General features: G+C 63.3%; 29 protein-coding genes. 15 read left to right on the forward strand and 14 right to left on the reverse strand.

What is annotated here, in order from left to right; translation table 11 throughout:
- Genes SynM161_RS00905 through SynM161_RS00915 form a run of 3 tightly spaced genes read left to right on the forward strand, consistent with a single transcriptional unit; the run spans position 1 to position 3,373 of the window.
- The gene (locus SynM161_RS00905) at positions 1–951 is read left to right on the forward strand and encodes a UDP-glucuronic acid decarboxylase family protein (protein WP_186541712.1); all 951 of its coding nucleotides are present in this window, start codon (positions 1–3) and stop codon (positions 949–951) included.
- Entirely contained in the window at positions 948–2,351 is a 1,404-nt protein-coding gene (locus tag SynM161_RS00910; RefSeq protein ID WP_186541713.1) for a nucleotide sugar dehydrogenase, read from the forward strand. Before SynM161_RS00905 ends, SynM161_RS00910 begins: the two co-directional genes overlap by 4 nt.
- Positions 2,351–3,373, forward strand: coding sequence for an NAD-dependent epimerase (locus tag SynM161_RS00915; RefSeq protein ID WP_186541714.1), 1,023 nt, complete (start codon positions 2,351–2,353; stop codon positions 3,371–3,373). The genes SynM161_RS00910 and SynM161_RS00915 overlap by 1 nt, the downstream gene beginning before the upstream one ends.
- Before the next feature lie 99 nt (positions 3,374–3,472).
- Here the strand turns inward: SynM161_RS00915 and SynM161_RS00920 are convergent, their stop codons facing one another.
- The 6 genes from SynM161_RS00920 to SynM161_RS00945 all read right to left on the reverse strand — a co-directional run bounded on the left by SynM161_RS00920 (position 3,473) and on the right by SynM161_RS00945 (position 5,685).
- Positions 3,473–3,673, reverse strand: coding sequence for a photosystem II reaction center protein J (locus SynM161_RS00920; RefSeq protein WP_011363231.1), 201 nt, complete (start codon positions 3,671–3,673; stop codon positions 3,473–3,475).
- A gap of 10 nt (positions 3,674–3,683) precedes the next feature.
- Complete coding sequence (locus SynM161_RS00925) at positions 3,684–3,803, reverse strand: photosystem II reaction center protein L (protein WP_006852026.1); 120 nt, start codon at positions 3,801–3,803, stop codon at positions 3,684–3,686.
- Positions 3,804–3,811: 8 nt separating this feature from the next.
- Entirely contained in the window at positions 3,812–3,952 is a 141-nt protein-coding gene (gene psbF / locus SynM161_RS00930) for a cytochrome b559 subunit beta (protein WP_006851435.1), read from the reverse strand.
- A gap of 3 nt (positions 3,953–3,955) precedes the next feature.
- Positions 3,956–4,204 carry a cytochrome b559 subunit alpha gene (psbE, locus tag SynM161_RS00935; protein ID WP_006850675.1) on the reverse strand — a complete coding sequence of 83 codons (249 nt, stop codon included), beginning with the start codon at positions 4,202–4,204 and terminating at the stop codon, positions 3,956–3,958.
- 71 nt (positions 4,205–4,275) lie between these two features.
- The gene (locus SynM161_RS00940) at positions 4,276–5,277 is read right to left on the reverse strand and encodes a photosynthesis system II assembly factor Ycf48 (protein WP_186541715.1); all 1,002 of its coding nucleotides are present in this window, start codon (positions 5,275–5,277) and stop codon (positions 4,276–4,278) included.
- 9 nt (positions 5,278–5,286) lie between these two features.
- A complete protein-coding gene (locus SynM161_RS00945; RefSeq protein ID WP_186541716.1) occupies positions 5,287–5,685 on the reverse strand; it encodes a rubredoxin in 399 nt (132 codons plus the stop codon).
- 83 nt (positions 5,686–5,768) lie between these two features.
- On the opposite strand from SynM161_RS00945, the gene SynM161_RS00950 reads away from it, so the two are divergent.
- From SynM161_RS00950 to SynM161_RS00960, 3 genes are read left to right on the forward strand one after another with little or no spacing between them, the layout of a single operon-like run.
- A complete protein-coding gene (locus tag SynM161_RS00950; RefSeq protein ID WP_038551549.1) occupies positions 5,769–6,131 on the forward strand; it encodes an NAD(P)H-quinone oxidoreductase subunit 3 in 363 nt (120 codons plus the stop codon).
- Positions 6,132–6,133: 2 nt separating this feature from the next.
- A complete protein-coding gene (locus SynM161_RS00955) occupies positions 6,134–6,874 on the forward strand; it encodes an NADH dehydrogenase subunit K (RefSeq protein WP_186496844.1) in 741 nt (246 codons plus the stop codon).
- Positions 6,871–7,437 carry an NAD(P)H-quinone oxidoreductase subunit J gene (locus SynM161_RS00960; protein WP_186541717.1) on the forward strand — a complete coding sequence of 189 codons (567 nt, stop codon included), beginning with the start codon at positions 6,871–6,873 and terminating at the stop codon, positions 7,435–7,437. Before SynM161_RS00955 ends, SynM161_RS00960 begins: the two co-directional genes overlap by 4 nt.
- Here the strand turns inward: SynM161_RS00960 and yvcK are convergent.
- On the reverse strand, positions 7,431–8,786 hold the full coding sequence (gene yvcK / locus SynM161_RS00965) for a gluconeogenesis factor YvcK family protein (protein ID WP_186542323.1): 1,356 nt from the start codon (positions 8,784–8,786) through the stop codon (positions 7,431–7,433). The two genes, SynM161_RS00960 and yvcK, sit on opposite strands and share 7 nt — an antisense overlap.
- A 149-nt stretch (positions 8,787–8,935) precedes the next feature.
- Here yvcK and SynM161_RS00970 point away from each other — a divergent pair, with 149 nt between their 5' ends.
- On the forward strand, positions 8,936–9,694 hold the full coding sequence (locus SynM161_RS00970) for an ABC transporter ATP-binding protein (protein ID WP_186542328.1): 759 nt from the start codon (positions 8,936–8,938) through the stop codon (positions 9,692–9,694).
- A 5-nt stretch (positions 9,695–9,699) separates the two neighbouring features.
- Entirely contained in the window at positions 9,700–10,560 is an 861-nt protein-coding gene (locus tag SynM161_RS00975; protein WP_186541718.1) for an MlaD family protein, read from the forward strand.
- A 17-nt stretch (positions 10,561–10,577) separates the two neighbouring features.
- Here the strand turns inward: SynM161_RS00975 and SynM161_RS00980 are convergent, their stop codons facing one another.
- Positions 10,578–12,695 carry a putative cobaltochelatase gene (locus SynM161_RS00980; protein ID WP_186541719.1) on the reverse strand — a complete coding sequence of 706 codons (2,118 nt, stop codon included), beginning with the start codon at positions 12,693–12,695 and terminating at the stop codon, positions 10,578–10,580.
- Between the two features lie 38 nt (positions 12,696–12,733).
- Between SynM161_RS00980 and folK the strand changes: the two genes are divergently transcribed.
- Complete coding sequence (folK, locus tag SynM161_RS00985; RefSeq protein WP_186541720.1) at positions 12,734–13,219, forward strand: 2-amino-4-hydroxy-6-hydroxymethyldihydropteridine diphosphokinase; 486 nt, start codon at positions 12,734–12,736, stop codon at positions 13,217–13,219.
- On the opposite strand, the gene SynM161_RS00990 is transcribed toward folK, so the two are convergent.
- Positions 13,161–14,879: an ATP-binding cassette domain-containing protein gene (locus tag SynM161_RS00990; protein ID WP_255441832.1), complete on the reverse strand. Its 1,719-nt coding sequence runs from the start codon at positions 14,877–14,879 to the stop codon at positions 13,161–13,163. The two genes, folK and SynM161_RS00990, sit on opposite strands and share 59 nt — an antisense overlap.
- A gap of 62 nt (positions 14,880–14,941) precedes the next feature.
- Here SynM161_RS00990 and SynM161_RS00995 point away from each other — a divergent pair, with 62 nt between their 5' ends.
- Together SynM161_RS00995 and SynM161_RS01000 are read left to right on the forward strand one after the other, a co-directional pair.
- The gene (locus SynM161_RS00995) at positions 14,942–15,502 is read left to right on the forward strand and encodes an NUDIX hydrolase (protein WP_114988091.1); all 561 of its coding nucleotides are present in this window, start codon (positions 14,942–14,944) and stop codon (positions 15,500–15,502) included.
- Complete coding sequence (locus SynM161_RS01000) at positions 15,502–16,935, forward strand: FAD-binding domain-containing protein (RefSeq protein WP_186541722.1); 1,434 nt, start codon at positions 15,502–15,504, stop codon at positions 16,933–16,935. The genes SynM161_RS00995 and SynM161_RS01000 overlap by 1 nt, the downstream gene beginning before the upstream one ends.
- Here the strand turns inward: SynM161_RS01000 and SynM161_RS01005 are convergent.
- Positions 16,914–18,155 (reverse strand): DegT/DnrJ/EryC1/StrS aminotransferase family protein, encoded by a 1,242-nt coding sequence (locus SynM161_RS01005; protein ID WP_186541723.1) that lies wholly within the window; start codon positions 18,153–18,155, stop codon positions 16,914–16,916. The two genes, SynM161_RS01000 and SynM161_RS01005, sit on opposite strands and share 22 nt — an antisense overlap.
- A 19-nt stretch (positions 18,156–18,174) precedes the next feature.
- Positions 18,175–18,759, reverse strand: a complete 585-nt coding sequence (locus SynM161_RS01010; RefSeq protein WP_186542329.1) for a thioredoxin family protein — start codon at positions 18,757–18,759, stop codon at positions 18,175–18,177.
- Positions 18,760–18,816: 57 nt separating this feature from the next.
- Between SynM161_RS01010 and SynM161_RS01015 the strand changes: the two genes are divergently transcribed.
- Positions 18,817–19,335 (forward strand): hypothetical protein, encoded by a 519-nt coding sequence (locus tag SynM161_RS01015; RefSeq protein ID WP_115009587.1) that lies wholly within the window; start codon positions 18,817–18,819, stop codon positions 19,333–19,335.
- Here SynM161_RS01015 and SynM161_RS01020 read toward each other — a convergent pair.
- Entirely contained in the window at positions 19,317–19,757 is a 441-nt protein-coding gene (locus SynM161_RS01020; RefSeq protein WP_115009586.1) for a hypothetical protein, read from the reverse strand. The genes SynM161_RS01015 and SynM161_RS01020 overlap by 19 nt on opposite strands.
- 15 nt (positions 19,758–19,772) lie before the next feature.
- Positions 19,773–20,684, reverse strand: coding sequence for an FAD-binding domain-containing protein (locus tag SynM161_RS01025; protein WP_186541724.1), 912 nt, complete (start codon positions 20,682–20,684; stop codon positions 19,773–19,775).
- Between the two features lie 83 nt (positions 20,685–20,767).
- On the opposite strand from SynM161_RS01025, the gene fabI reads away from it, so the two are divergent.
- Genes fabI through SynM161_RS01040 form a run of 3 tightly spaced genes read left to right on the forward strand, consistent with a single transcriptional unit; the run spans position 20,768 to position 23,718 of the window.
- Complete coding sequence (fabI, locus tag SynM161_RS01030; RefSeq protein WP_186541725.1) at positions 20,768–21,550, forward strand: enoyl-ACP reductase FabI; 783 nt, start codon at positions 20,768–20,770, stop codon at positions 21,548–21,550.
- A gap of 29 nt (positions 21,551–21,579) precedes the next feature.
- Entirely contained in the window at positions 21,580–22,188 is a 609-nt protein-coding gene (gene hisB / locus SynM161_RS01035; protein WP_186541726.1) for an imidazoleglycerol-phosphate dehydratase HisB, read from the forward strand.
- Positions 22,189–22,248: 60 nt separating this feature from the next.
- On the forward strand, positions 22,249–23,718 hold the full coding sequence (locus tag SynM161_RS01040; RefSeq protein WP_186541727.1) for a carotenoid oxygenase family protein: 1,470 nt from the start codon (positions 22,249–22,251) through the stop codon (positions 23,716–23,718).
- Here SynM161_RS01040 and SynM161_RS01045 read toward each other — a convergent pair whose 3' ends face one another.
- Positions 23,719–25,266, reverse strand: a complete 1,548-nt coding sequence (locus SynM161_RS01045; protein WP_186541728.1) for a BCCT family transporter — start codon at positions 25,264–25,266, stop codon at positions 23,719–23,721. It lies immediately after the preceding gene.

Consider the following 25,266-nt stretch of genomic DNA (forward strand, 5'->3'; position numbering starts at 1 on the left):
ATGCAGATTCACCTTGTTACAGGGGGTGCCGGATTTCTGGGCTCCCATTTGATCGACCGGCTGATGGAGGCCGGGGAGGAGGTGATCTGCCTCGATAACTATTTCACTGGGCGCAAGGCCAACATCGCCCAGTGGATCGGTCATCCCCGTTTTGAGTTGATCCGTCACGACGTCACCGAGCCGATCAAGTTGGAGGTGGATCGGATCTGGCACTTGGCCTGCCCGGCTTCTCCGGTGCACTACCAGTTCAATCCGGTCAAGACCGCCAAAACCAGTTTCCTCGGGACGTACAACATGCTGGGGCTGGCCCGGAGGGTGGGAGCGCGGTTGTTGCTGGCAAGCACCAGTGAGGTCTATGGCGATCCTGAGGTGCATCCCCAGCCGGAGAGCTACCGCGGTTGTGTGAACCCGATCGGCATCCGCAGTTGCTACGACGAGGGCAAGCGAATCGCCGAGACCCTCTGCTTTGACTACCAACGCATGAGTGGTGTGGACGTGCGGGTGATGCGGATTTTCAACACCTACGGGCCTCGAATGCTGCCCGACGATGGCCGCGTGGTGAGCAACTTCATCGTTCAAGCCCTGCGAGGTGAACCTTTGACCCTCTACGGGGATGGGTCTCAGACCCGATCGTTTTGCTATGTGAGCGACTTGATCGAAGGAATGATTCGCCTGATGAACGGAGCCCATACGGGCCCGATGAACATTGGCAATCCGGATGAATTCACCATCCGCCGGCTTGCTGAGCTGGTGCGCGCTCGGATCAACCCGGCTTTGCCGTTGATCGAGAAACCGTTGCCTGAGGATGATCCGATGCAGCGCAAGCCGGTGATCGACTTGGCTCGCGAGCAGTTGAAGTGGCAGCCGACTGTGTCACTGGAGCAGGGCTTGGACCCGACGATCGATTCGTTCCGTAAGGTCCTTGCACTACGAGATCAGCCTGAGGCGTGACGATTCGACGCATCTGCTGCATTGGTGCTGGCTACGTGGGCGGCCCAACGATGGCGGTGATCGCGGATCGTTGTCCGCAGGTGCAGGTCACGGTGGTGGACCTCAACCAGGCTCGGATAGATGCCTGGAACGATCCAGACTTGAGCCGACTACCGGTGTATGAGCCTGGTCTGGATGCCGTGGTGGGCCGGGCCAGGGGGCGCAATCTCAGCTTTTCCACGGCTGTGGAGGCCGCGATTGCGGATGCCGACATGGTGTTCATTTCGGTGAACACACCAACAAAGACGAAAGGCCTGGGGGCGGGCCAGGCCAGTGACCTGCGCTGGGTGGAGGCCTGCGCACGCACCGTGGCCCAGGCGGCCCAAGGCCACACGATCGTGGTGGAGAAGAGCACCCTGCCGGTGCGCACGGCGGCTGCAATCAAAACCATCTTGCAAGCGGCATGTGATGGAGAAGATCAGCGCACGTTCTCGGTGCTGTCCAATCCCGAGTTCCTGGCAGAGGGAACAGCCATCCGCGATCTGGAAGCCCCAGACCGTGTGTTGATCGGTGGTGACGATTCGACCTCCATCGATGCCCTTGCAGCGATCTACGCCCAATGGGTTCCGCAGCAACAGATCCTGCGCACCAACCTTTGGAGCAGCGAGCTCTCAAAACTCACCGCAAATGCCTTTCTGGCTCAGCGGATCAGCTCGATCAACTCGATTGCTGCTTTCTGCGAGGCCAGCGGCGCAGATGTGCGCGAGGTGGCACGGGCCATTGGCACCGACAGTCGGATCGGCCCGAAATTCCTCAATGCCGGGCCCGGTTTCGGTGGCAGCTGTTTCCAGAAGGACATCCTCAATCTGGTGTATCTCTGCCGGCATTTCGGTTTGCCGGAGGTGGCGGATTACTGGGAGAGCGTGGTGGCCTTGAACACCTGGCAACAACACCGCATTGCCCGCCTGGTGGTGCAGAAGCTGTTCGGCACGGTGACAGGGAAGCGTTTGGCGATTCTTGGTTTTGCCTTCAAGGCCGACACCAACGACACCCGTGAGGCCCCGGCGATTCGCATCTGCCGCGATCTGCTGGAAGAGGGTGCTCAGCTCGTTATCCACGATCCAAAGGTGGCAGCCGATCAGATGGCTCGGGATCTGAATCAGGAGCCGGCCTCTCAGGTGGATCGGTTGAGCGGTACCGGCAGTTGGGCTGAGGCCGGAAGCGTTGAGGATGCCGTGATGGGTGCCGATGCCGTGCTTGTGCTCACGGAATGGCAGCACTACCGCGATTTGAATTGGCAGGCTCTGGCTGCTCGGATGCGCAAGCCGGCCTGGGTCTTTGATGCCAGGGCTGTCGCCGATCCTGCTCAGATCAAAGCCGCTGGCCTCAGCCTATGGCGCGTTGGCGACGGAGAGGGTTGATGGCACGCACCGTCCTGGTCACCGGAGCTGCTGGTTTCATCGGAGCTGCCTTGAGTCAGCGCCTGCTTCAGCAGGGAGACCGAGTGGTTGGTCTCGACAACCTGAACGACTACTACGACCCAAGCTTGAAGCAAGCGAGGCTGCGTCAGATCGAGGCGGTTGCCCAGAAGGGTGCTTGGCGCTTTGTGGAAATGGCCTTGGAAGACGGCGATGCCCTCATGGCCCTTTTCGCTGCCGAGAAGCCGACCGTGGTGGTCAACTTGGCGGCTCAGGCTGGGGTTCGTTACTCCCTGGAGAATCCGGCGGCTTATATCCAGAGCAATCTTGTGGGCTTTGGCCATCTTCTTGAAGGTTGCCGCCACCACGGCACCGAAAACCTCGTCTATGCCTCGAGCAGTTCGGTGTATGGCGGAAACCGCAATCTGCCTTTCCACGAGCAGCAGCCGGTTAACCATCCGGTGAGCCTCTACGCCGCCAGCAAGAAAGCCAATGAGCTGATGGCGCACACCTACAGCCATCTCTATGGCTTGCCGGCGACGGGGCTGCGGTTTTTCACGGTGTATGGCCCCTGGGGCCGGCCCGACATGGCACCGATGTTGTTCGCCAAAGCGATCCTGGCGGGGAACCCGATACGGGTGTTCAACCACGGCCAGATGCAGCGCGACTTCACCTACATCGACGACATCGTGGAGGGAGTGCTGCGCTGCTGCGACAAACCCGCCACCGCGAACCCCGACTTCGACCCCCTGGCCCCTGATCCCGCCACGGCCGCGGCACCGCACCGGGTGTTCAACATTGGAAACAGCCACCCCACGCCTTTGCTGCGCTTCATCGAGGTGATGGAGGAGGCCCTGGGTTGCGAAGCCATCAAGGATTTCCAGCCCATGCAGCCGGGCGATGTGGTGGCCACTGCCGCTAACACCGCAGCTCTGGAGGCGTGGGTGGGCTTCAAGCCCTCAACGCCGATCGAAACTGGCGTGCAGCGTTTTGCCGATTGGTATCGCTCCTTTTATGGCGTCTGATCGCCTGTCGTTAGGCAGCAACGTCGTCGCAGCGTTGTTGCATCAAAAAAGCCCCCTGGTCAAAGACGAGAGGGCTTTGGCTGAATGAATGGCTTCCGATCAAGCGGAACCAACACCGGTGTAGGAGCCATAGAAGAACAGACCCACAACGAACAGAACGGCCATTCCACCTGCAGTGGCCACCAGCCAGAGGGGAAGGACGCCTTCGGTCCAGCGGCTTCTCCAGGGCACAGCTGGTGTGCCATCGGGATTGCGATCGGGAATACGACCGTCGGGATATGGGGATTTTTTTCCGCTCATCGAATAATCCTCAGTTGAAGAAGTAGCTGGACATGAGCACGCCGGTCACGAAGACAAACAGCAGACCCAGGTACAGGCTGGTGCGGTTGAGTTCAACCGGCAGGTTGTTGGGATTGGGATTGCGTTCCATGGGTTGGATCAGCGGCGGATGAACTGCATCGCGGCAAGGGCGCCAAGGAAAAACACCGTCGGGATGCCGAGGGTGTGCAACGCCAGCCAACGCACCGTGAAGATCGGATAGTTGCGTGGCGTTGTGGCGACGGGAGGAGCTTGGGTCATGACTTATTTCAGACGAATGTCGAGTTCAGATTTGCCCTCGTAGCGCTGGCTCACCACAGGAGCTTTGCTTTCCGAAGCCTGGAAATAGGCGTCGGGACGAGGTGTTCCGAAGGCGTCGTAGGCCAGGCCGGTGGACACGAACAGGAACCCTGCCAAAAAGATGGAAGGCAGTGTCACGGCGTGGATCACCCAGTAACGGATGCTCGTGATGATTTCGAAGAACGGGCGTTCTCCTGTTGAGCCGGCGGCCATGGCGTTGGGCGTGTCAGGACGATGATCTTAGGAGGTGGCTCAGGTGAGCTGAGGCTGAGGCGTTGCCGCAGTTACACAGCGTTGCCCACCCAACGCAGCAGGTTGCCCCGCTCACCCAGCACAAAGGCGTGCTCTCCGTCGAACACCATGCGGGTGAAGTTGCTGGGTTGACGGTCCCCGACGGGGTCGTTCTCCCAGCTGTCGCCGCCGTCGCGGCTCACCAGCAGGGTGCCGTTGCCACCGCCGGCCCAGATGGCGCCGTCGTCATCCCAGGCCAGATCCATGTAGCCGTAGCCGTTGGTGATCGGGATGATGGCTTTGCTCCAGCTGTCGAAGTTGCCGGGCTCATCGTTGAGTCGGATTTGTGCGCCGCGGGCCACCATCCACAGGTTCCCGTCGGGTTGGAAGCCGATGCTTTGCAGCCGCTGGCTGCTAACGCGCTGGTGCACCTGCCAGACGGAATCACCCGGTTCCCATGTGGCGTAGAAGTTGCCAAGGCCACTCACGCTCACGTAGCTGCCATCCCTGCTGCGACGCAGATCCCGGACCGCACCTGCTGCATCGGTCACCTTGGCTTCCCAGCTGCTGCCGTCGTTATGGGTCTCGTAGACCGCGCCCACGTTGGTGGCGAGCTCTGCGGAATGGCTGCCCAACGCTGTGATCAGGTAGGGCTCGCCGGGCAATTTGGTGTCGAGGAACAGGCGGGTCCAGTTCTGGCCGCCGTCGTCGCTGTGCATCAGTAGCCCGGGTTGACCGGCGATCCAGCCTTCATCGCCATCGAAGTCGATGCTGATCAGACGGAAGTTCTCTTCATCGGGCAGATCAAGGCTGCGCTCATTCCAATGGGCACCCCCGTCGTTGGTTTCCCGGATCATCCGGTTGCTGCCCACCAGGTAGCCGTGGCGGCTGTCGGTGAAGGCCACATCCAGCGGGTTGGCCTGGGTGTCGAGATCCATGGCCTGCCAAGGACTCGTGCTGGCCGTGGGCACGTGGGTGGTGACGCAGCCGCTGAGGCTGACCCCCAGCACAAGCACCAGCAGAAGCTGGCTGACAGAGTTCAACAGGCGTTTCATCAGTTGGCCTCAGCGCAGGGAATAAAGGGACAGGAAAAAGGCGAAGCCGAGAGCAAGGCTGCCGAAGATCAGAACATTCTTCTGCCCGGGCGTCATCCGGTTCACCCCGAGGCCGAAATCGAGGTTTTCGTCGAAACCACTGGCCTTGGCACGCGGACCGATGTCGCGGAAGGCCGCCACTTTGCTGCGGCAGACGGGGCAGCGGAAAGCCAGCGCGTCGAGATCCTCGAAGGCCGTACCGGGTTCAATCCCAACTTTCTTGACCCCTTCGTCGGGGTCATAGACGTAGCCGCAGCTGCGACATTCGAAACGGTGGGTCCGTGGGTCGATCTCCGGAGCGGTTTCAACCGCTGGTTCCACCGCTTCGGTGGTATCGACCGGCTGGACGGACTGTTGTTCGTCGCTCACCGCTGTGTTGCTGGGCCAATCGACTCTATCGACGACAACTCCAGGCGGTGAATGCCAGACTGGCCCGGTCTACGGGGACCTCCATGTTTGCCCTGCCCGGCTACGACGCCTTTCTGGGGTTTCTGCTGATTGCGGCTGCAGTGCCGGCCCTGGCGCTGATCACCAACAAGTTGGTGGCGCCGAAAAGCCGTGCCGGTGAGCGCCAACTCACCTATGAATCCGGCATGGAGCCCATTGGTGGGGCCTGGATTCAATTCAATATCCGCTACTACATGTTTGCGCTGGTCTTCGTCATCTTCGACGTCGAGACCGTGTTCCTTTATCCCTGGGCTGTGGCGTTCAACCGTCTCGGCTTGCTGGCCTTCATTGAGGCCCTGATTTTCATCGCCATCCTGCTGGTGGCTTTGGCCTACGCCTGGCGCAAAGGCGCCCTTGAGTGGAGCTAGTTATGTCTGAGAACACATCCCCCTCTATTGCTGCTGTTCGCGATCTGCGCGAAGCCAGCTGCGGTCCGATTGGTGCCCCAGCGGTCACCAACGATCTCAGCGAGAACGTCATCCTCACCAGTCTGGATGATCTGCATAACTGGGCTCGCTTGAGCAGCCTCTGGCCTCTTCTTTATGGAACGGCCTGCTGCTTCATTGAATTTGCAGCGCTGCTCGGGTCTCGCTTCGATTTCGATCGCTTCGGTCTGGTTCCCCGCAGTTCCCCGCGTCAGGCCGACCTTCTAATCGTTGCCGGCACCGTGACCATGAAGATGGCGCCCGCCCTTGTGCGGCTCTATGAGCAAATGCCCGAGCCGAAATACGTGATCGCCATGGGTGCCTGCACCATCACCGGCGGCATGTTCAGCGCTGATTCCACCACTGCAGTGCGCGGTGTGGACAAGCTGATTCCGGTGGATCTCTATCTGCCCGGCTGTCCGCCCCGCCCCGAAGCAATCTTTGATGCCGTGATCAAGTTGCGCAAGAAAGTTGGCGATGAGTCGCTAGCTGAGCGCCGTAAGCATCAGCAAACCCACCGCTACATGACGGTCTCCCACCAGATGAAGCGTGTTGAACCTGTGGTGACCGGTTCTTACCTTCGGGCCGAATCTCAGAAGGCTGCCCTGGCTGCAGCGCCGGCAGGGCAGACCCTGGCCACCGATGCCGCCGTGCTTACCCCTGCTGCTGAACCTGTCGAGTCATGAGCGAAACCCCTTCCAAGAAGACAGCCGCCTCGGATGAAGAGGGTGCAGTTGTCGCTCCCGAGCCTGGTCCGGTGAGCCAATGGCTGAACAAGCAAGGTTTTGACCACAACAGCCTCGAGCCTGATCATCTCGGTGTTGAGCAGATCGGCGTTGATGCTGACGTTCTCCCGATGATCGCTGCGGCGCTCAAGAGCAACGGTTTCGACTACCTCCAGTGCCAAGGGGGCTACGACGAAGGCCCCGGTGAGCAGCTGGTTTGCTTCTATCACCTCCTGGCGATGGCGGAACAGGTGGAGGCCATGGCGGCCGATCCTTCGGCCAAGCTGCGGGAAGTGAGGATCAAAGTCTTCCTCAACCGAGAAGGCACCCCCTCGCTGCCGTCGATTTACGGCCTGTTCCGCGGGGCCGATTGGCAGGAGCGTGAAACCTTCGATATGTACGGCATCCAGTTCGAGGGGCACCCGCATCCCAAACGGTTGCTTATGCCAGAGGACTGGAAAGGATGGCCGTTGCGCAAGGACTACGTCCAGCCTGATTTCTACGAAATGCAGGACGCTTATTGATCGCGTTCGCGTCGATGCGTCCGGTAAAAGCGCATCACTGCAAGGGCAAGGCTGCGCGAATCGTGGCGCAGCGTTGCTGTTGGTCGTACCCCCTGCAGTGGTGCCTGTGTGACGTCATAGCCGTCTGAGCGGAGCCCTTCCGCATCGCAACGCACGGGATCAGCGCCGCGGCTTTGGTAATAGCGAACCAGATCAGACTCGGGCAGATCGTCTTGGGCCAGGACGGCAGTGAACAGTCTGGGCTCAATGCCGAGAGTGGCGAGCTGTGCCTCGATCGCGCGGATGTGACCGCGCACATCCAGGCCATCGGTCTCGCCGGGTTGCGTCATCAGGTTGCAGATGTAGAGCCTGGGGGCCTTGCTGCGTTTGATGGAGTCCACCAGTTCCGGCACCAGCAGATTGGGGAGCAGGGATGTGTAAAGGCTGCCCGGTCCGAGCACGATCAGGTCAGCATTGGCGATCGCTTCGAGGGCCCGGGGCAGGGCCGGTGGTCGTTCAGGACTGCAGCCCAGGCGAACAATGGGGCTGGGGGCGTGGCCGATGTTGCTCTCACCCTCGATCCGTTGGCCGTTTTCAAGTTCGGCCCAGAGCTGCACATCCACGTTGGTGGCGGGCACCACCTGACCTTGCACGGCCAGCACACGACTTGATGCGGTGATGGCGGTTTCCAGATTGCCCGTGATCGCTGAGAGGGCAGAGAGAAACAGATTGCCGAAGCTGTGCCCCTCCAGACCGCTCCCGGCCGCAAAGCGGTATTGGAACAGGCGGGTGAGCAGTGGCTCTTCGGTGGAAAGGGCTGCCAGACAATTACGGATGTCGCCTGGGGGTAGCACCCCCAGTTCCCGCCGGAGCACCCCACTGCTTCCGCCGTCGTCAGCGACGGTGACGATCGCGGTGATGTTGCTGCTGTAGCGCTTCAGACCGCTCAGCAGGGTCGATAAGCCTGTCCCGCCGCCGATGGCCACGATGTTGGGCCCCCGGTTCAAGCGGCTTTTGGCCCGCAAGGCATCCACCAGAACGGTGTCCTTGTCAGGGGCGAGAGCCTGTTGAATCGAGCCGAAGCTGCGGCTCTGTCCCCACAGCAAAAGCCCGCTGCCGATCAGCAGCACCAGGGGTCCGGTGATTTCGCGCGGCAGCACGGTGGTGATGCTGCTCAGCAGCCAGCTGAGGGTTTCCAGGATCCAGTAGATCGGCTTCAGATCGGCCCAGACGGCGGCCCCTAGCAGTGCCGTCAACAGGCCCAGGCCGGAGGTGAGCAGCCAGCGCTTCACCACCAGGCCAGGTTGCAGCCAGCGCACGGCTCGTTGGGAGCGGGTCATCAGATCCCGTCGCCGCTGATCGCGCATCATCCGGGCTTGGCGTCTGCTTGTCGGGGGCTTCAGCGCCAAGGAATGGCTTGATGAGCAAGTTCACCGAACTGTACGGAGCTTGTGGAAAGGCGGCAGGATGTCAGTGTTTTTCGGCCCAGACCGTGCCGCAGTCTCAACCCGTCGTGGAGATGCGGGACCTCACGATGCAGTGGGGACCTCGGCCTGTTCTGGATCGGGTCAACCTGACCCTGCATGCGGGGGAGCGGTTGGCCGTGGTGGGCCCATCCGGGGCTGGAAAGTCCACGGTGCTGCGTCTCCTGGCTGGTTTGCAGCTGCCCACCGGTGGTGAGCTGCGCCTGTTCAACCAACCGCAGACCTACCTGCGGTTGGACCAGACCGATCCACCGGACGTGCGGCTGGTGTTTCAGAACCCCGCTCTGTTGGCGTCGCTCACCGTTGAGGAGAACGTCGGCTTTCTCTTGCGCCAACGCACGCAGCTGTCGCGGCAGGAGATTCGTGACCGTGTGCATGCCTGCCTGGAGGCGGTGGGGCTCTATGACGTGGCCCACCTCTATGCCGGGGAATTGAGTGGTGGCATGCAGAAGCGGGTCAGCTTTGCCCGTGCCCTGATTGATGATCCTCAGCGGGGGAATCCGTCGATGCCCCTGTTGTTGTACGACGAGCCCACGGCAGGACTCGACCCCGTGGCTTGCACGCGGATCGAAGACTTGATTGTGAAAACCACCACCGTGGCGCAGGGCTGTTCCGTGGTGGTGAGCCATGTGCGCAGCACGATTGAACGCTCTGCGGAACGTGTGCTGATGCTCTACGAAGGCCGGTTTCAGTGGGAAGGCTCGGTGGATGCGTTTCGCAGCACCGACAACCCCTATGTCGTCCAGTTCAGGACGGGTAGCCTGCGCGGACCGATGCAACCGGCGGAGCACTGACCACCATGCGGCGCAGCGTTCGTGATGCCATCGTCGGATTCACGGTGATCGGCGGCATCATCGGATTTGCATCCACTGCCCTGTGGCTTCGGGGTTTTCGTTTGGGGTCCAGTCATTGGACGCTCACCGCCCGTTTCAACGATGCGGCGGGCCTGGCGGAGCGTTCCCCTGTGACCTACAGAGGCATCTCGGTGGGTTCGGTGCGTTCGATTGAGGTCACCCCTGAGGCGGTGGTGGCTGAGCTTGAGATCAACCAAGCTGATCTGCGTTTACCGCTGCCCGTCACGGCCACGGTGGGGGCGGGCTCGCTGCTTGGGGGTGACGCCCAGGTGGCCTTGGTCAGCGCTGGACCTCCACTTCCTCAGAACGCCCCCTTGCCCCGCGGGGCCGCTTGCCAGCCAACGCTCCAGCTCTGCAACGGTGGAACTGTGGTGGGACGAGAAGCTCCCAGCCTCTCCACCGTGACAGCAACCATGCAGGCGCTGCTGGCCCAGGTTCAGGACGAGCGGGTGATTCCCAATGTGGCGGCGTCGCTTGAGCAGATTGAGGCCTCCACGAAGGAATTCGAGGCGTTGACGGTGCAGCTGCAGGATGAACTGGCCAAGGCCGCGCCTGTGATTCGCAATCTGGAGGTGGCCACGGCACATCTGAACAACATTGCCGCTTCCCTCGATAATCCCCAGACCCTGAGTGACCTCAAGCAGACGGCCGCCAATGCCGCCCAGCTCACGGCCACAATCGATGCCGTGGGTGGCGATGTGGCTCAACTCACCAGTGATCCTGAGTTCATGAAGGGTGTTCGCAATCTCACCATCGGCTTGGGGGAATTGTTTGGCGAAATCTTTCCAGCACAAACCGCTCAATAGGCACGATATCCTGCGTTCTAGATGTTGCTGATGGCGTCCATTGCAACCGCTGCAATCGCCTGATCGCTGGCCTTCGGCAACTGCACGTATTTGCCGCCTGCGGCTTCAGCCAGGTCTTTGCCCATGCCGCTGCCGATGAACTTGCGCTCGGTGTCGATCACCAGCAGCTTGATCCCGAGCATGCGGTAGCGGGCGGCAACGTCCAGCACTTCTTGTTTGAGGTCGGGTTTCTCTTCGCCTTCAAGTTCGGGCTGACCGAGAGAGGTGCTTAGGGGCACGTTGCCGCGACCGTCGGTGATGGCCACCACCACCACCTGGCCGAGATCCCCCGTGGCCAAGGCATTGGCACCAACGCGGGCCGCCTGGGTGAGGCCATGGGCCAGGGGTGAACCGCCGCCACAGGGCATTGATTCCAGCCGGCGGCGGGCCGCCGTGATCGAGCGGGTTGGAGGCAGCAGCACTTCGGCTTGATCGCCACGGAAGGGGATCAGGGCCACTTCGTCGCGGTTTTCGTAGGCCTCGGTGAGCAGGCGGATCACGGCACCCTTGGCGCTTTGCATCCGGTTCAGGGCCATTGAGCCGCTGGCGTCCACCAGGAATACCACCAGGGCACCGGCCTTGCGCTGCAGCAGCTTGGCCCGCAGATCGCCCTCCTCCACGATCACCGAGCGGCCTGGTTCCCGTTCGCGGCGAATCTTTTGGTAAGGCGCCGCTGCTCTCAGGGTGGCGTCCACGGCGATCCGGCGCACCGGTCCGCGGGGCAGCATCGGTTTCACATAGCGGCCGCGGCTGTCGCTGAGAACCACAGAACGGCTGCCGCTGTTGCCGCTTTTCGCCTTCGCGGCATTGAACAGCAGCAGATCAGGGTCCACTTCGATCGCTTCGGGATCGAGCATGAACTCCTCGGGTACCGCCGGTGGAGCCTGATCCTCCTCGCCGTCACCCTCGTCGTCATCGGAGTTGTCGTCGTCGTTGTTGTCTTCCGGAGGGTCGTTCTCCTCCTCGTCGGATCCCTCTGGCGGCGGCGGATTCTCCTGTTGCTGATCCCCCTGGTCCTGGGGCTGTTCGGGCGGTGGCGGTGGCGGTTCCTGGTCCTCCGGCGGCGGTGGTTCCATCTGCTGGTCCGGTGGTGGCATCTGGGACGCCCGCGGAGCGATCACCAGGGCCACGGCCACCTGGAGGTCGTCAGCTTCCACCTGATCCCGTCCGCTGAGGGCGGCATGGGCCTTGGCCACCCGCACCGCGTAGAGCTCGGAGCGGTGCCCTTCAACGCCGCCGCGGATGGCTTCGGTGACGAGGTATTCGATTTGCTCGCCGCTGATCTGAACATCCGGGAGCCACTGGCGGGCCAGCAGCAGCTGGGTAGCTAGCGCATCGGTTTCCTCGCTCCATTTTTCAGCAAAGCTGCGGCTGCATTGGCCATGGCTGATAACTGCGTTGGTGATCTCCACCCGCTGCTCGGTGCTCACCAACTGGTTGGCGGAGAGCGCAATCGCGAAGCGATCCAGCAGGTGATCGCGAACGTTGCCCTCCTCCGGGTTGTAGGTGGCGATCAGCAGCGGCCGGCAGGGGTGGCTGAGGCTGAGACCTTCCCGTTCCACCCGATTTTCGCCACTGCCGACGGCTGCCAGCATCAGGTTGACGATGCCGTCGTCGAGCAGATTGAGCTCGTCGACGTAGAGCACGCCGCGGTGGGCATCGGCGAGTAGCCCGGGCTGGAACACCGCACTGCCACTGGATAGGGAGGCTGCAACATCCACAGCGCCCACCAGGCGGTCTTCGGTGATGCCAAGGGGAATCTGCACGAAGGGGGCGGGAATCACCGTGGAGGGTGCTTCGCCTGTGATCCGCTCACGGGTGGCGTCGTCCCATTCATCCGGGTTCTGGGGATCGAGGTTGCGCCCCACACCCCCATCGGCCTCGAGGATGTCGATCGGGGGCAGCAGGGCATGCAGGCCCCGGGCCAACACTGATTTGCCGGTGCCGCGTCCCCCCGCGATCACCACACCGCCCAACCCAGGGTCGACGGCCGCCAGCAGAAGGGCCAACTTCAACGTCCCATGGCCCGTGATCGCTGCCAGCGGAAAGGCACGGGTGGCCTGATCGTCCTTCACCGCTACTCCGGTTGCCACCATGGACGCGTTCAGCCCGTTCGTGCGGGCCAGTCTCGCTGATGCCCTCCATCGATGACGCTTCTGTTGCAGTGGCGCTGGGGGCGAACCAGCCCAGTGCGGCGGGATCGCCGCGCGAGACGTTGGTGGCGGTGCGGCCTTTGCTGGAGAAGCTGCTGAGGGCTTGGGCCGGTCAAGAGCTGGTTTACCGCTGGTCATCCCTGCACGACACCGCCCCCATTGGTGGCCCTCTGGACCAGCCCCGTTACTGCAATGCTGTGATGCTGGTGGAGGGGCTGCAGGCCCCGCCGAGCGTGGCCGCCGCCCTGGAACTGTTGGATGCCTTACAGGGTTTGGAACAGCAGTTCGGCCGAAACCGATCGCAGGAACAGCGCTGGGGCCCGCGCAGCCTCGATCTGGATCTGCTGTTCTGGGGAGAACTGCGGCTGGAGCACCCGCGCCTACAGCTCCCGCATCCACGCCTGCATCTCAGGCGTTTTGTGCTGGCGCCGTTGCTGGAAGCGATGCAGGGCTCGGCTGCACCGTGATCACCTGATCGGCCTGGGCCAGGAGCTCCGGGTCGTGACTGCTAATCAGCATCAGCCGTTGCTCGGCGCGTTCGCGAATCACCGAACGAACCTGCTCAGCGGCCTTGGCATCAAGGAAAGCCGTCGGTTCATCGAGAACTTCGATTGGCTTGTCGCGGAGCCAGGCCCGCAGCAGCCCCAGCCGATGAATCTCTCCGCCGGAGAAGGGATCTTGCGCCAGGGCGAGCGGTGCATCCAGCCCGCCCTGGCGCTGAAGCAGGTGGGCCAGCCCCAGCCGTTGCAGCCAGGTCTCGATGTCGTCTTGGTGCCGATTCGCTCCTAGCAGCAGGTTGTCGTGCAGGCTCGCTTCAAACAGCACCGCGTTCTGAGGGGCATAGGCAATCAGCTGATGCATCTGCCGCGCCCCGGCCAGCCCGCTCAGTCGCCAGGTGTCGTCGGCGCAGTTCAGCTGCCAGTAACTGTCTTCCTCGTTGAGCAACCCACAGAAGCGATCGATCAGGGTGGTTTTGCCGCTGCCGGAGGGGCCGGTGAGCGCCACCAACCCGTTGGCGCTCAGGTCAAGCGACCTCAGGCAGGTGGAGGCGTTAGCGCTGCTGCTCCAGTGCAGCTGGCTCAAGCGCGCCGTGGAGAGCCCGATCAGGCTGGCCTCAGCAATCGTCTGGTTGCTGGCGTCGCCCTGTCGCGGAATCAGCTGCTCGCGCCGTTGGCTCAGGGCCTCATAGCCCGGCAAGTTGCCCAGGCAGAGTCTGCGTGCTTGCACCACCGTGCTCAGGGAGGCGCTGGCGCGGTAAGCCAATACCAGGGTGGTGGTGAGCGCATCGGCGGTCAGGGCCTCTCCTTGAAACAGCATCCAAAGACCGGCGACGGCCACCACCAAGGTGTCGCGCCAGGCGTTGTAGCTGGCCCGGCGGCGCACCCGTTCCCTCAGCAACCAACGCCCCTCCGCCGTTTCCCTGGCGAAACGCTGCAGCAGCCAGCCCTCTGCCGTTGCGGCGCGCAGGGCCTTGAGGCCATGCAGCCCGTCCCCGACGGTGCGCTGCAGGGCTGCATTCAGGCGACTCTGAATGCGCCCCAGGCCCCAGCTGCCGGATCGCTGCAGCAGGGCCGCTGCCGTGGTGGCCAGCAAGGCGAGCAACAGCGGCCAGGCCGTGGCCCGGCCGACCAGCACAACGCTGGTGAGGTAGAGGCCCATGGCCAGTAGCGACTGCCCCATCCGCACCGCCTGGTCCAAGCTCAGTGCTGTGCGGTTGATGTCGGCCATCAGCAGGGCGAGCAGTTCGCCGCGCCCAAGCCGCTCCAGCTGAGCCGAGGAGGCCTCGAACACCTGGTGTAGCAGTTGCTGCCGCAGCCGATCGGTGAAGCCCGAGCGCAACCGCTCCCGCTGAATGGCCACCTGGGCCTGGATCACACCGCGCAGCAGGATCAGGCCCACAAGGATTCCCAGACTCCCTGCCACGGGCAGGCCCTGAATCATCCCCCGTGAGCCCTTGCCCAGCAGCAGCGTCACCGCCAGACCCAGGCCAGCGATGTCGAGCAGGCTGCTGAGGATGCTCAGCCCGCTCAGCCAGGCCAGGTGTCGCCATCCCGCTTCCCGGGCCAGGGCTTTGAGCAGCTGGATCTGCCGCAGGCGGGCCAGCGGTGGTGGACCTGATCGGTTCAAGGCAGGCGGCACGGGGGGCTGGGCTCACCCGTCATGCTGGGCCATAGCAATGCCCGTGACCTATGGCGCCCCTGCCGTCACCGGAACCGTTCGAGCTGCTGGACACCGTTGAGGTGGTGGACGCTCGCAAGCTCCGTTTCGAGCGCAACCGGATCAAGCTGCCGATGGGTGTCGAGGCCACCTTCGGGATGATCCGCCACCCCGGCGCTTCTCTGGCGGTGCCGATCACGAATGACGGCCAGGTGGTGTTGTTGCGTCAGTACCGCTTTGCGGTGCAGGCCCGCCTGCTCGAATTCCCTGCCGGCACGCTTGAAGATGGCGAAGATCCACTGGAATCGATGCAGCGCGAGCTGGGGGAAGAAGCCGGCTACAGCGCTGCGCAGTGGGATGTGTTGGGGCCGATGCTCCCCTGCCCGGGCTATTCCGATGAGGTGATCCACTGCTTCCTGGCCCGGGAGCTCACGCCCTTGGAGAACCCGCCAGCCGGCGATGACGACGAAGATCTGGAGGTGGTGCTGATGAGCCCAGCGGAGCTGGATGCAGCGTTGGCATCGGGCGATGAATGGCTCGATGGCAAAAGTGTTACCGCTTGGTTCCGTGCCAAGCAGCTTCTCGGCCTCTGATGACCAGCTCCCGCGTTCTGTTCTGGCACCGCCGCGACCTGCGCCTGGCGGACAACCTGGGTTTGGTGTCAGCTACGGACATCAGCCCGGCGGTGACGGGGGTGTACGTGCTCGACCCGCAGCTGATCAACCCGCCGGATCATCTGCCGCCGATGGCGCCGGCCCGGCTGTGGTTTCTGATCGAGAGCCTGGTGGAACTGCAGCAGCGCTGGCGGGAGGCCGGCAGCCGATTGCTGGTCGTCAAGGGAGACCCGGTGGCGGTGTTGCCGCAGCTGGCGCAGCAGATCGGTGCTGAGGCTGTGGTGTGGAACCGCGATGTGGAGCCCTATGCCCGTGAGCGGGACCGCCAGGTGGCCAAAAAACTGCAGGCCGATGGCCGCAAAGTGGTGGTGGATTGGGATCAGCTGTTGATCGCTCCGGAGCTGCTCAAGACCGGTGGTGGTGACCCGTACCGCGTGTATGGGCCGTTCCTGCGCAACTGGCGCGGCCAGTTGCTGGCCAAGCAACCCAGCACCGTTGCCGCCCCCACCGGGCTGGTGGATCTCGATCCTGCACAGCTGCCGGCCGGTGAGTCCCTGGAGGCTCTGCGGGAGAGCCATGGTTTCAAGGGCGCTGAGATCTGCCCCTGCCGCCCTGGCGAGGTGGCGGCCTTCGAGCAGCTCACGCGCTTCTGTGATGGGCCGCTGCTCGGCTATGAGCCGGACCGCAATTTCCCCAGTACCGCAGGCACTTCCACCCTCAGTGCTGCCCTGAGCGTCGGCACCCTCAGCCCTCGCCAGGCCTGGTGTGCGGCCCAGGACTCCCGTGAGCAAGCCCGCAGCGAGGAGCATTTGCAGGCCATCGCCGTGTGGGAGCAGGAGCTGGGCTGGCGCGAGTTTTACCAGCAGGCTCTGTTTCATTTCCCGGAACTGGCCGATGGCCCCTACCGCGAGCAGTGGCGCCGCTTCCCCTGGGAGAACAACGAGGACTGGTTCGACTTCTGGAAGGAGGGGCAGACCGGCATGCCGATCATCGATGCCGCCATGCGCCAGCTCAACCAAACTGGCTGGATGCACAACCGCTGCCGCATGATCGTGGCCTCCTATCTGGTCAAAGACCTGATCTGCGACTGGCGCTGGGGCGAGCGCGCCTTCATGGAACTGGAGGTGGACGGTGACCTGGCCGCCAACAACGGTGGTTGGCAGTGGAGCGCCAGCAGTGGCATGGACCCCAAGCCCCTGCGCATCTTCAACCCTGCCACCCAGGCCTCGAAGTTTGATTCAGCCGGCGACTACATCCGCCAGTGGGTGCCGGAACTGCGCCATGTGAACACCAAGGATCTGATCAGCGGTGAGATCGGAGCCCTGGAACGGCGCGATTATCCAGAACCGCTGGTGGACCACAAGAAGCAGCAGGCGAAGTTCAAGGCGCTTTACGCCACCATCCGGTCCTGATCGCCGTCCTCGGTACGACGGAACTGGGCCGGCACGTTGGGCGCCAGCAGCTGGCGCACCGTGTCGATCACAGCCTCTTGTTGCTCTTCACTCAACTCAGGGAAGATCGGCAGGCTCAGCACCTGGCTGCAGAGCTGTTCCGTCACCGGTAAGGAGCCCTGTTGCAAGCCCAGATGGGCGTAGGCCGGCTGCCGGTGGATTGGAATGGGGTAGTAGATGATCGTGCTCACCCCACGCTCCTGCAGGGTCTGCTTGACCCAGTCGCGGCAGCAGCTCTCGGGGATGCCGTGCCGTGCACTGGTGGTGGAGGGGTTGCAGCTGGCGTTGCAGAGCGGCTGGCCGCTGGGGCAACTGCCGATGCGCACCACGAATTGGTTCCAGCTGTGGCCGTCGTCGGCTGTCGGCAGGGTGAGGCCGTTGAGATCGCCAAGGGCATCCCGGTAACGCTTGGCAATGCTGGTGCGTTTGCTGATCCACTCCTCGAGCTTCGGCAGCTTCACGTTCAGCACCGCTGCCTGAATCGCATCCAGCCGGCTGTTGTAGCCAAGGCTTGTGTGCAAGTACCGCTCGGGCATGCCGTGCACGGCGAGCTCACGCATGGCCTGGGCCAGTTGGGCATCGCTGGTGGTGACAGCACCGCCATCGCCCGCCGCACCGAGGTTCTTGGTGGGGAAGAAGCTGAAGCAGCCCACATCGCCGAAGCTGCCCACACCCTGACCATTCCACCGTGCTCCCGTTGCCTGGGCGCAGTCTTCGACCACCTTGAGCTGATGGCGTTCGGCAATGGCCATCAGCCGCGTCATGTTCACCGCACGCCCGAACAGGTGCACCGGCATCAAGGCCCTGGTGGCGGGAGTGATTGCGGCTTCGATCTGATCGAAATCAATCAGGTAGGTGCCGGGGTCGACATCCACGAACACTGGCGTGGCGCCGACGGCGCTGATGGCCTCAGCCGTGGCGAAAAAACTGAACGAGCAGGTGATCACTTCATCGCCGGCGCCAATGCCCAGGCCACGCAGGGCCAGGATCAGAGCGTCGGTGCCGCTGTTGCAGCCCACGGCGTGCTCGCAGCCAACGCTTGCGGCAAAGGCCTCCTCGAAGCGTTTGATTTGCGGTCCACCGATGTACTGACCGCTGCGCAACACCTCGAGCACCGCCTCTTCGAGGTCCACCCCGAGATCGTCGATCTGCTGGCTGAGGCTGAAGGGAGGTACCTGCATAAAGCAAAGCTTAAGTGGCTCAGCCGAACCACTCCGGCTCGCGTCCGGGGCTCCACTTCACATTGCAGCCCACCGAGGCGGTTTGGTCTGGATTCACCAAAGATCCTTTCAGCACGGCCTCGAGGGCGGCCCGCAGGTCACGACCATCGAGGGGCTGATCGTTGCCGGGTCGGCTGTCGTCCAATTGGCCGCGATAGCGCAGGCTCTGCAGGCCTTCGCCATCCGGTGAGAACAGGTAGAACTCCGGCGTGCAGGCGGCCCTGAGCGCTCGGGCCAGGGTTTGCTGCTCATCCAGCAGGTAAGGGAAGCTCCAGCCGTGCTGCCGGGCCTGCTCCGCCAGTTGTTCCGGCCCGTCCTGGGGGTGGGTGATCAGGCTGTTGCTGCTGACGCCCACCAGCTGCACCGCATTGCTGAAGTCGTGGTCCAGCTGAGTGATTTCGGGCTCCACATGTTTCACAAAGGGGCAATGGGCACAAAGCACCATCAGCAGCACGGGCCGTTGGTCCAGAGACCTGCTGCTCAGCCGGCCGCCGGTGACCTGGGGAAGATCAAAATTAGGCAGGCCTGTTCCCAGCGCCGGCATCGTGGATGGTGTCAGGGCCATAAGGCGCAGGCAGATGCAGCGAATCTGCTTCAGGATGGCCACCTTCGGTGGTGATGGATGCCGCGCCTGCAACTGCTTTGGGGAGTCGCCCTGCTGCTGGGGGCCTGCGCTTCTCCAAAGGAACCGCCCAGCTGGCGATTGTTCTCTCTAAAGCGCCATTCCCCCCATGACGGGGTAGCTGTGGTCAATCAGCCCGATGGCTACGGGGTCCACATCTATCTGGAGACAGACACCAGTTTCCCGGGGGTGTGTCGTCCCCGATGGCTGCCGGATCCGGCCCGTCTGTTCAACGGCAATGGATCCACACCGTTCAGTTCCGGGTTGGCGACCCGTGAGGAGTTTTTTGATGCCGTGGCCCGGCGCGATGTGCGTGGCCTGTTGAAGAGCGAGCTGAAAGCTCTGTGCCAGGCCCGCGCTCCGGAAGACCGCTGGCAGTGGATCGAGCCGCCCCGGAACGATAAGCAGGTGGTTCCTGTGCAGCTGCCCTCACTCGAGGAGGAAGATCTGCTTACCAATCCCGTGGAGGAATTGAAGCGGGCCCGGCAGCTGCTGAGGGATCAACGGGCTGGTGAGTAGCCCTCCCACACCACCGCTTCGGCATCGCGCCAGTAGCGGCTGAACCGCCCCAGTCGTGGTGGCCGCGGCAGTTCCACGAACGGTTCGGGATCCAGCAGTTCAAGCGGCAGTTCTGCGTCGATGGCCTCGCCGATTCGCTCCAGGCGTGGATCTACAGAGCTGCTGCTCACCACACCATCGGCCTGATGGCGACGGGCAAAGGCCAGCACCTCATCGGCCACATCCCCCTTGCGCAGGGTGAGGGGAAGGTCGAGGGCGTTTTCGTAGAGGAAGCCGAGCCGTTTGCGGCTGATTCGTGCCTCTTGGATCCAACGGGTGTCGAACACGAACACCGCTGGTGACTCTGGCCAGGCCTGCAGCGCTGGGTTGTTGGCACCAAGGGCCTCCTCGTGAATCCAGAGGATCGGGCGTTGAAATGTCATCGAGGAATCTCCTGCTTATCGCTTGGGACGGGCCAGGGCGGCACTGGCGCCTCCGCTGCTCCGGCGTTGGCGGTTGCGCTGCTGGTTGCGGTTGTTGCCGGTCTCCCGTATGGCCGGCATCGGGGCGAACAGCTGGCTCTCCAGTTGGTCGTAGCTGCCTTCGAATGGGCAGCTGTTTGCGCTGGGGCAGCTGTCGCAGTAATGCCCGTCGCTGTAGCGCTCCAGGTTGCCGCGGTTGAAGAAGTAGGGCTTGTGGCTGAATGTGCTGGCCACCCATTGCCAGCTCAGATGGTTGCTGGCCGGATCGCCATCCAGCAGGTGCTCCAGGAACCAGTCGGCTCCGGCTTTCCAGTGCACCCGTCGCCAGTGCACGAGCCAGGCGGCCATCCACATGCGGGCGTGATTGTGCAGCCAGCCGGTCGTCACCAGTTGATCGCGGAAGCCATCCATGCAGGCCAGCCCTGTGCTGCCTGCGCGCACATCAGCCGGCAGTTCCCGGGCATAGGCCCCGGCGTCATGGCCTGTTTTGAACGGTTCCTGATCGTCATGGATGCCATCCCCCAGATCGAGCCACATCCGTTGCCAGAAGTCCCGCCAGCCGAGTTCGTTGATCAACTTTCCGCCCTCATCGCGGTTGCGGATCCGTGCAAACACTGAATCGCGCACCTCCGCGAGGGTCAGCACGCCGTGACGGATGTAGGGCGACAGCCCGGTGACCGCACCCTTGAGGTGATTGCGACTTTTGGCGTAGCGCCTTGCGTCAATGCGCCGCAGTTTGTCTTCGGCTGCTTCACGCCCACCGCGGATCGGGCTGAGTTCCCCCTCCGCCCCTGGGAACTCTTGCGCCAACAGGGTGTTGAGGGCATCGCGGGACGCGAATTGCCGCGGCAGGTCGCCGTTGATCGGGGGTGACGCAGCGCTGGGCACCGGCCTTTGTCAGCAAAGGAGCGGTGATCTTGGCGGGGGATGGGGGAGAATCGCGCGAATTCAACCCGTTCCGGTCTGTCCCGATGCTGCTTGATCTCACCGGCAAGAAGATTCTCGTCACCGGCATCGCCAACAACCGTTCGATTGCCTGGGGCATCGCTCAGCAGCTGAAGGCGGCCGGTGCTGAACTCGGCATCACGTATCTGCCTGACGACAAGGGCCGCTTTGAGGCCAAGGTGCGCGAACTCACCGCTCCCCTCGAGCCCAGCCTGTTCCTGCCTTTGAATGTGCAGGATGCCGACCAGATGGCTGAGGTCTTCGGCGAGATCAAGGAGAAGTGGGGCGTGCTCGACGGGCTGGTGCACTGCCTGGCCTTTGCTGGCAAGGAAGAGCTGATCGGTGACTACAGCGCCACCACCGCTGAAGGTTTTGCCCGTTCCCTCGACATCAGCGCTTATTCCCTGGCCCCCCTCTGCGCCCATGCCAAGCCGCTGTTCAGCGAGAAGGCCGGTGTGATCACGCTCTCCTACCTCGGTGCTGAGCGGGCGATCCCCAACTACAACGTGATGGGCGTCGCCAAGGCGGCTCTGGAGGCTTCTGTTCGCTATCTCGCGGCAGAGCTGGGTCCCGAAAAGCAAGTGCGCGTCAATGCCATCAGCGCCGGCCCAATCCGCACCCTGGCCAGCTCCGCCATCGGCGGCATTCTCGAGATGATCCACAACGTGGAGGAGAAGGCTCCTCTGCGCCGCACCGTCACCCAGATGGAAGTGGGTGGTACCGCTGCCTTCTTGCTCAGCGATCTGGCCAGCGGCATCTCCGGTCAGACCATCTACGTGGATGCGGGCTACTGCGTCACCGGAATGTGAGGCACGATGAGGGCACTGAAGCTCGGGTGATGGCACGTCAGGGAACGATCCATCGGGTCACCGGTGAAACCGATGTGAAGGTGCGGCTGGATCTGGACGGCTCCGGCCAGTGCCAGGCCAGTACTGGTGTGCCGTTTCTCGACCACATGCTTCATCAGATCAGTAGCCACGGCCTAATCGATCTGGAAATCAATGCGGTGGGAGACACCCACATCGACGATCACCACACCAATGAGGACGTGGGCATTGCCGTGGGGCAGGCCCTGGCCCAGGCCCTGGGGGACCGGCGCGGAATTCATCGCTTCGGTCACTTCGTGGCACCGCTGGATGAGGCCCTGGTGCAGGTGGCCCTGGATTGTTCCGGTCGCCCCCATCTCAGCTACAGCCTCGAGATTCCCAGCCAGAAGATCGGCACGTACGACACCGAGCTGGTGAAGGAGTTCTTCGTGGCGGTGGTCAACAACAGCGGGCTGACCCTCCACATCCGTCAGCTGGATGGGGCCAACTCCCACCACATCGTTGAAGCCTGCTTCAAGGCCTTTGCCCGGGCCCTGCGCATGGCCACGGAGGTGGATCCACGCCGGGCCGGCGCCATCCCCAGCAGCAAAGGGGTGCTGGAGCAGGCCGGCGCCAGCTGAGCGCAGCTCCGCGCTTCACAGTCCGTTACGAGAGGATGGGCGGACGTTGATCGTTCGCCCGTGACCGTCGCCCCCGCCCGCAGCTACGACCGCAGCGACTGGGCCAGTTCCTTTGTGAACGTTGAGCAGGAACTCACCGATGTGGCGCTGACCCCGGTGCGTGGAACGGTTCCGACGGAGCTTCAGGGCACCTTTTATCGCAATGGCCCCGGGCGGCTTGAGCGGGATGGGCATCGGGTGCATCACCCCTTCGACGGCGACGGCATGATTGCGGCGATGCGGTTTGAGAACGGCAGCGTCTGCCTCAGCAACCGTTTTGTGCGTACTGAGGGTTGGCTGGCGGAGGAGAAGGCCGGCAAGGTGCTCTACCGCGGCGTGTTCGGCAGTCAGAAGCCGGGTGGTCGGCTGGCCAATGCCTTTGACCTGCGCTTGAAGAACATCGCCAACACCAATGTGGTGCGTCTGGGTGATCAGCTGTTGGCCCTCTGGGAGGCGGCGGAACCCCATGCGCTCGATCCCCGCAGCCTGGAGACCCGCGGCCTGTCGCGCCTCGATGGTGTCTTGAAAAAGGGCGAGGCTTTCAGTGCTCACCCCCGCTTCGACCCCGGCCACAACGGACGGCCCCGCATGGTCACCTTCGGGGTTAAGACCGGGCCCCGCAGCACCATCCGTCTGATGGAGTTCGCCACCGATGGCCCGGACGCCGGCACCTTGCTGCACGACCGTTCCGACAGCTTCCCCGGCTTCGCCTTCCTCCACGATTTCGCCATCACCCCCAACTGGGCGGTGTTCCTCCAGAACGCCATCGCCTTTAATCCCTTGCCGTTTGTGACCGGCGAAAAGGGTGCGGCCCAGTGCTTGGCATCTCAACCCGGCGGCAAGGGGCGCTTCTGGCTGATCCCCCGCGATTCCGGCCGCTTCGCCGGTCAGAAGCCCCGCATTCTCGAAGCTCCCGACGGTTTCGTCTTCCATCACCTCAATGCCTTTGAGGATGGCGATCACGTCGTGGTGGAGAGCATCGTCTACGACGATTTCCCGTCCATCGGACCTGATGAGGATTTCGCTGAGGTGAATTTCGACACGGTGCCGGAGGGAATCCTGCACCGTTGTCGCCTCGACCTCAGTCGGGAATCGGTGCAGACCGAGCGGATCAGCGAGCGCACCTGTGAGTTCGCTATGGTCAATCCCAAGCGTCAGGGCCTCAGCGCCCGCTTCGCCTGGATGGCGGTGGCGGAGCGGGAGAGGGGCAACGATCCGTTGCAGGCCATCCAGAAACTTGATCTGGATTCCGGGGAGACCCACACCTGGAGTGCGGCGCCCAGGGGCTTTGTGAGTGAGCCGTTGATGGTGCGTCGTCCCGGTGCTGAGGCAGAGGACGACGGCTGGGTGCTCGATCTGGTGTGGAACGGGGCCCGGGCCGCATCCGATCTGGTGATCCTCAACGCCCGTGATCTGTCGGAGGTGGCGGTGTTTGAGCTGCCGTTGGCCGTTCCCCATGGCCTGCACGGGAGCTGGGCACCCATCAGCTGATTAGCTGAGTCCTTCGCGCTTGGCTTCCCTCCAGGCCAGCCTTGGCGCGCTCCAGAGGGTGGCCAGCACCAAGGGAGTCACCGGCACCGCGGTGATCACGATGAAGGCTTGCAGGGCATCGATGGAGGTGCTGTCCCCCAGTCCCGAGCCGATTCGCAGCAGCACCAAGGTGAGGCTGCCGATCATCAAGGCCCAGAACAGGCGCAGCAGAGCAGGGGGCTCGTTGCGGCCGCTCACCACCATGGCCGCGGCGTAACTCATTGAGTCGGCGCTGGTGCACATGAACAGCACCACCAGCACCAGGCCGACCGGAATCAGCAGACCGGCCAGGGGGAGTTGGCTGAGGATGGTGAGCAGGGCCGCGGCGGCTCCGTTCTGGGCCAGGGCTTCGCTGATGCCGCCCCCCGCCAATTCGAGATGCAATCCGGTGCCCCCCAGCAGGGTGAACCAAAGGTTGGTCACGATCGGGCAGAAGATGGCCACCGCCAGCACCAGCTCACGGATGCTGCGGCCGCGGCTGACGCCGGCGGTGAACAGCCCCATCAAGGGCGCATAGCCGAGGAACCAGCCCCAGTAGAACACCGTCCAGCCGTTCACCCAGTTCGCCGGCACGGCATTGGGAGTGAGGGCCATCTGAGGCAGGTGGATCAGGTATGTGATGAAGCCGCTGAAGAAGTGCTGCATCAGCCAGAGGCCCGGGCCCAAAAGCAGCAGGCCCGCCGCCATGGCCAGGGTGAGCCACACATTGAGTTCCGACAGCCACTTGATGCCCTTCTGAATGCCGCTGACGGTGGAGGTCGCGAAGACGGCGGTCAGCAGCACCACCACCAGGGATTGCAGGCCGGCACTGTCGCTGAGCCAGGGCAGTTGCCCTGCGGCATTGCTGAGCTGCAGCGAGAGGAAACCCAAGGGGCCAACCGTGCCGGCGATCGCCGCCACCACAGACAATCCATCCGCCAGGTGACCGAGCGGACCATCCACCCAGCTGCGCGGCACGATGTTCACCAGCAGCGCGCGGGGACGCAGGGGTTCACCGCGTCGCTCCAGGATCGAGAAGGTGATCGTGGTGGTTGTGGCCACCAGGGCCCAGGCGAGGAAGCCCCAGTGCAGAAAACTCACCGCCAGGGCGGGATCCACCGCTGCGGCTGTGCTGCCCTCGACCCCCGCAAACACCGGTGATGGGGTCTGGAAGTGGTAGAGCGGTTCGGCTGCCGACCAGAACACACCACCCCCCGCCAGCAGGGTGCAGATCAGCACTGCGCACCAGTCGAAGAATTTGAGACTGGGCTTGCTCTCCGCGCCTCCAAGCCGGAGTTTGCCGACTGGGCTGATGGCCAGGATCAGCGCGATCAGAAACAGCAGCATCACCATCCATTGCCAAACCCCGCCGAGGGCATCACTGATCACGGCTTTGCCGTTGTCGGTGAATTGCTTGGCCAGCGCCAGGTCGATGGCCGACACCAGCAGAAAGATCAGCAGGGGAGCAGCCCCCACCCAGAGGGGGGGCTGGCGCCACCAGGAGCGCTGGTTCGCGGGGGTGTCAGACAT

This window comes from Synechococcus sp. M16.1 (assembly GCF_014279895.1).
Classification (GTDB): Bacteria; Cyanobacteriota; Cyanobacteriia; order PCC-6307; family Cyanobiaceae; genus Parasynechococcus.

What these genes read in the sequence shown, in the direction of transcription:
- SynM161_RS00905 (WP_186541712.1), top strand. Translation starts at nt 1, where the DNA reads ATGCAGATTCACCTTGTTACAGGGGGTGCCGGATTTCTGGGCTCCCAT.
- SynM161_RS00915 (WP_186541714.1), top strand. Translation starts at nt 2,351, where the DNA reads ATGGCACGCACCGTCCTGGTCACCGGAGCTGCTGGTTTCATCGGAGCT.
- SynM161_RS00920 (WP_011363231.1), bottom strand. Translation starts at nt 3,673, where the DNA reads ATGAGCGGAAAAAAATCCCCATATCCCGACGGTCGTATTCCCGATCGC.
- SynM161_RS00925 (WP_006852026.1), bottom strand. Translation starts at nt 3,803, where the DNA reads ATGGAACGCAATCCCAATCCCAACAACCTGCCGGTTGAACTCAACCGC.
- psbF (WP_006851435.1), bottom strand. Translation starts at nt 3,952, where the DNA reads ATGACCCAAGCTCCTCCCGTCGCCACAACGCCACGCAACTATCCGATC.
- psbE (WP_006850675.1), bottom strand. Translation starts at nt 4,204, where the DNA reads ATGGCCGCCGGCTCAACAGGAGAACGCCCGTTCTTCGAAATCATCACG.
- SynM161_RS00940 (WP_186541715.1), bottom strand. Translation starts at nt 5,277, where the DNA reads ATGAAACGCCTGTTGAACTCTGTCAGCCAGCTTCTGCTGGTGCTTGTG.
- SynM161_RS00950 (WP_038551549.1), top strand. Translation starts at nt 5,769, where the DNA reads ATGTTTGCCCTGCCCGGCTACGACGCCTTTCTGGGGTTTCTGCTGATT.
- SynM161_RS00955 (WP_186496844.1), top strand. Translation starts at nt 6,134, where the DNA reads ATGTCTGAGAACACATCCCCCTCTATTGCTGCTGTTCGCGATCTGCGC.
- SynM161_RS00960 (WP_186541717.1), top strand. Translation starts at nt 6,871, where the DNA reads ATGAGCGAAACCCCTTCCAAGAAGACAGCCGCCTCGGATGAAGAGGGT.
- yvcK (WP_186542323.1), bottom strand. Translation starts at nt 8,786, where the DNA reads ATGATGCGCGATCAGCGGCGACGGGATCTGATGACCCGCTCCCAACGA.
- SynM161_RS00970 (WP_186542328.1), top strand. Translation starts at nt 8,936, where the DNA reads ATGCGGGACCTCACGATGCAGTGGGGACCTCGGCCTGTTCTGGATCGG.
- SynM161_RS00975 (WP_186541718.1), top strand. Translation starts at nt 9,700, where the DNA reads ATGCGGCGCAGCGTTCGTGATGCCATCGTCGGATTCACGGTGATCGGC.
- SynM161_RS00980 (WP_186541719.1), bottom strand. Translation starts at nt 12,695, where the DNA reads ATGGTGGCAACCGGAGTAGCGGTGAAGGACGATCAGGCCACCCGTGCC.
- folK (WP_186541720.1), top strand. Translation starts at nt 12,734, where the DNA reads ATGCCCTCCATCGATGACGCTTCTGTTGCAGTGGCGCTGGGGGCGAAC.
- SynM161_RS00995 (WP_114988091.1), top strand. Translation starts at nt 14,942, where the DNA reads ATGGCGCCCCTGCCGTCACCGGAACCGTTCGAGCTGCTGGACACCGTT.
- SynM161_RS01000 (WP_186541722.1), top strand. Translation starts at nt 15,502, where the DNA reads ATGACCAGCTCCCGCGTTCTGTTCTGGCACCGCCGCGACCTGCGCCTG.
- SynM161_RS01005 (WP_186541723.1), bottom strand. Translation starts at nt 18,155, where the DNA reads ATGCAGGTACCTCCCTTCAGCCTCAGCCAGCAGATCGACGATCTCGGG.
- SynM161_RS01010 (WP_186542329.1), bottom strand. Translation starts at nt 18,759, where the DNA reads ATGGCCCTGACACCATCCACGATGCCGGCGCTGGGAACAGGCCTGCCT.
- SynM161_RS01015 (WP_115009587.1), top strand. Translation starts at nt 18,817, where the DNA reads ATGCCGCGCCTGCAACTGCTTTGGGGAGTCGCCCTGCTGCTGGGGGCC.
- SynM161_RS01020 (WP_115009586.1), bottom strand. Translation starts at nt 19,757, where the DNA reads ATGACATTTCAACGCCCGATCCTCTGGATTCACGAGGAGGCCCTTGGT.
- fabI (WP_186541725.1), top strand. Translation starts at nt 20,768, where the DNA reads ATGCTGCTTGATCTCACCGGCAAGAAGATTCTCGTCACCGGCATCGCC.
- hisB (WP_186541726.1), top strand. Translation starts at nt 21,580, where the DNA reads ATGGCACGTCAGGGAACGATCCATCGGGTCACCGGTGAAACCGATGTG.
- SynM161_RS01045 (WP_186541728.1), bottom strand. Translation starts at nt 25,266, where the DNA reads ATGTCTGACACCCCCGCGAACCAGCGCTCCTGGTGGCGCCAGCCCCCC.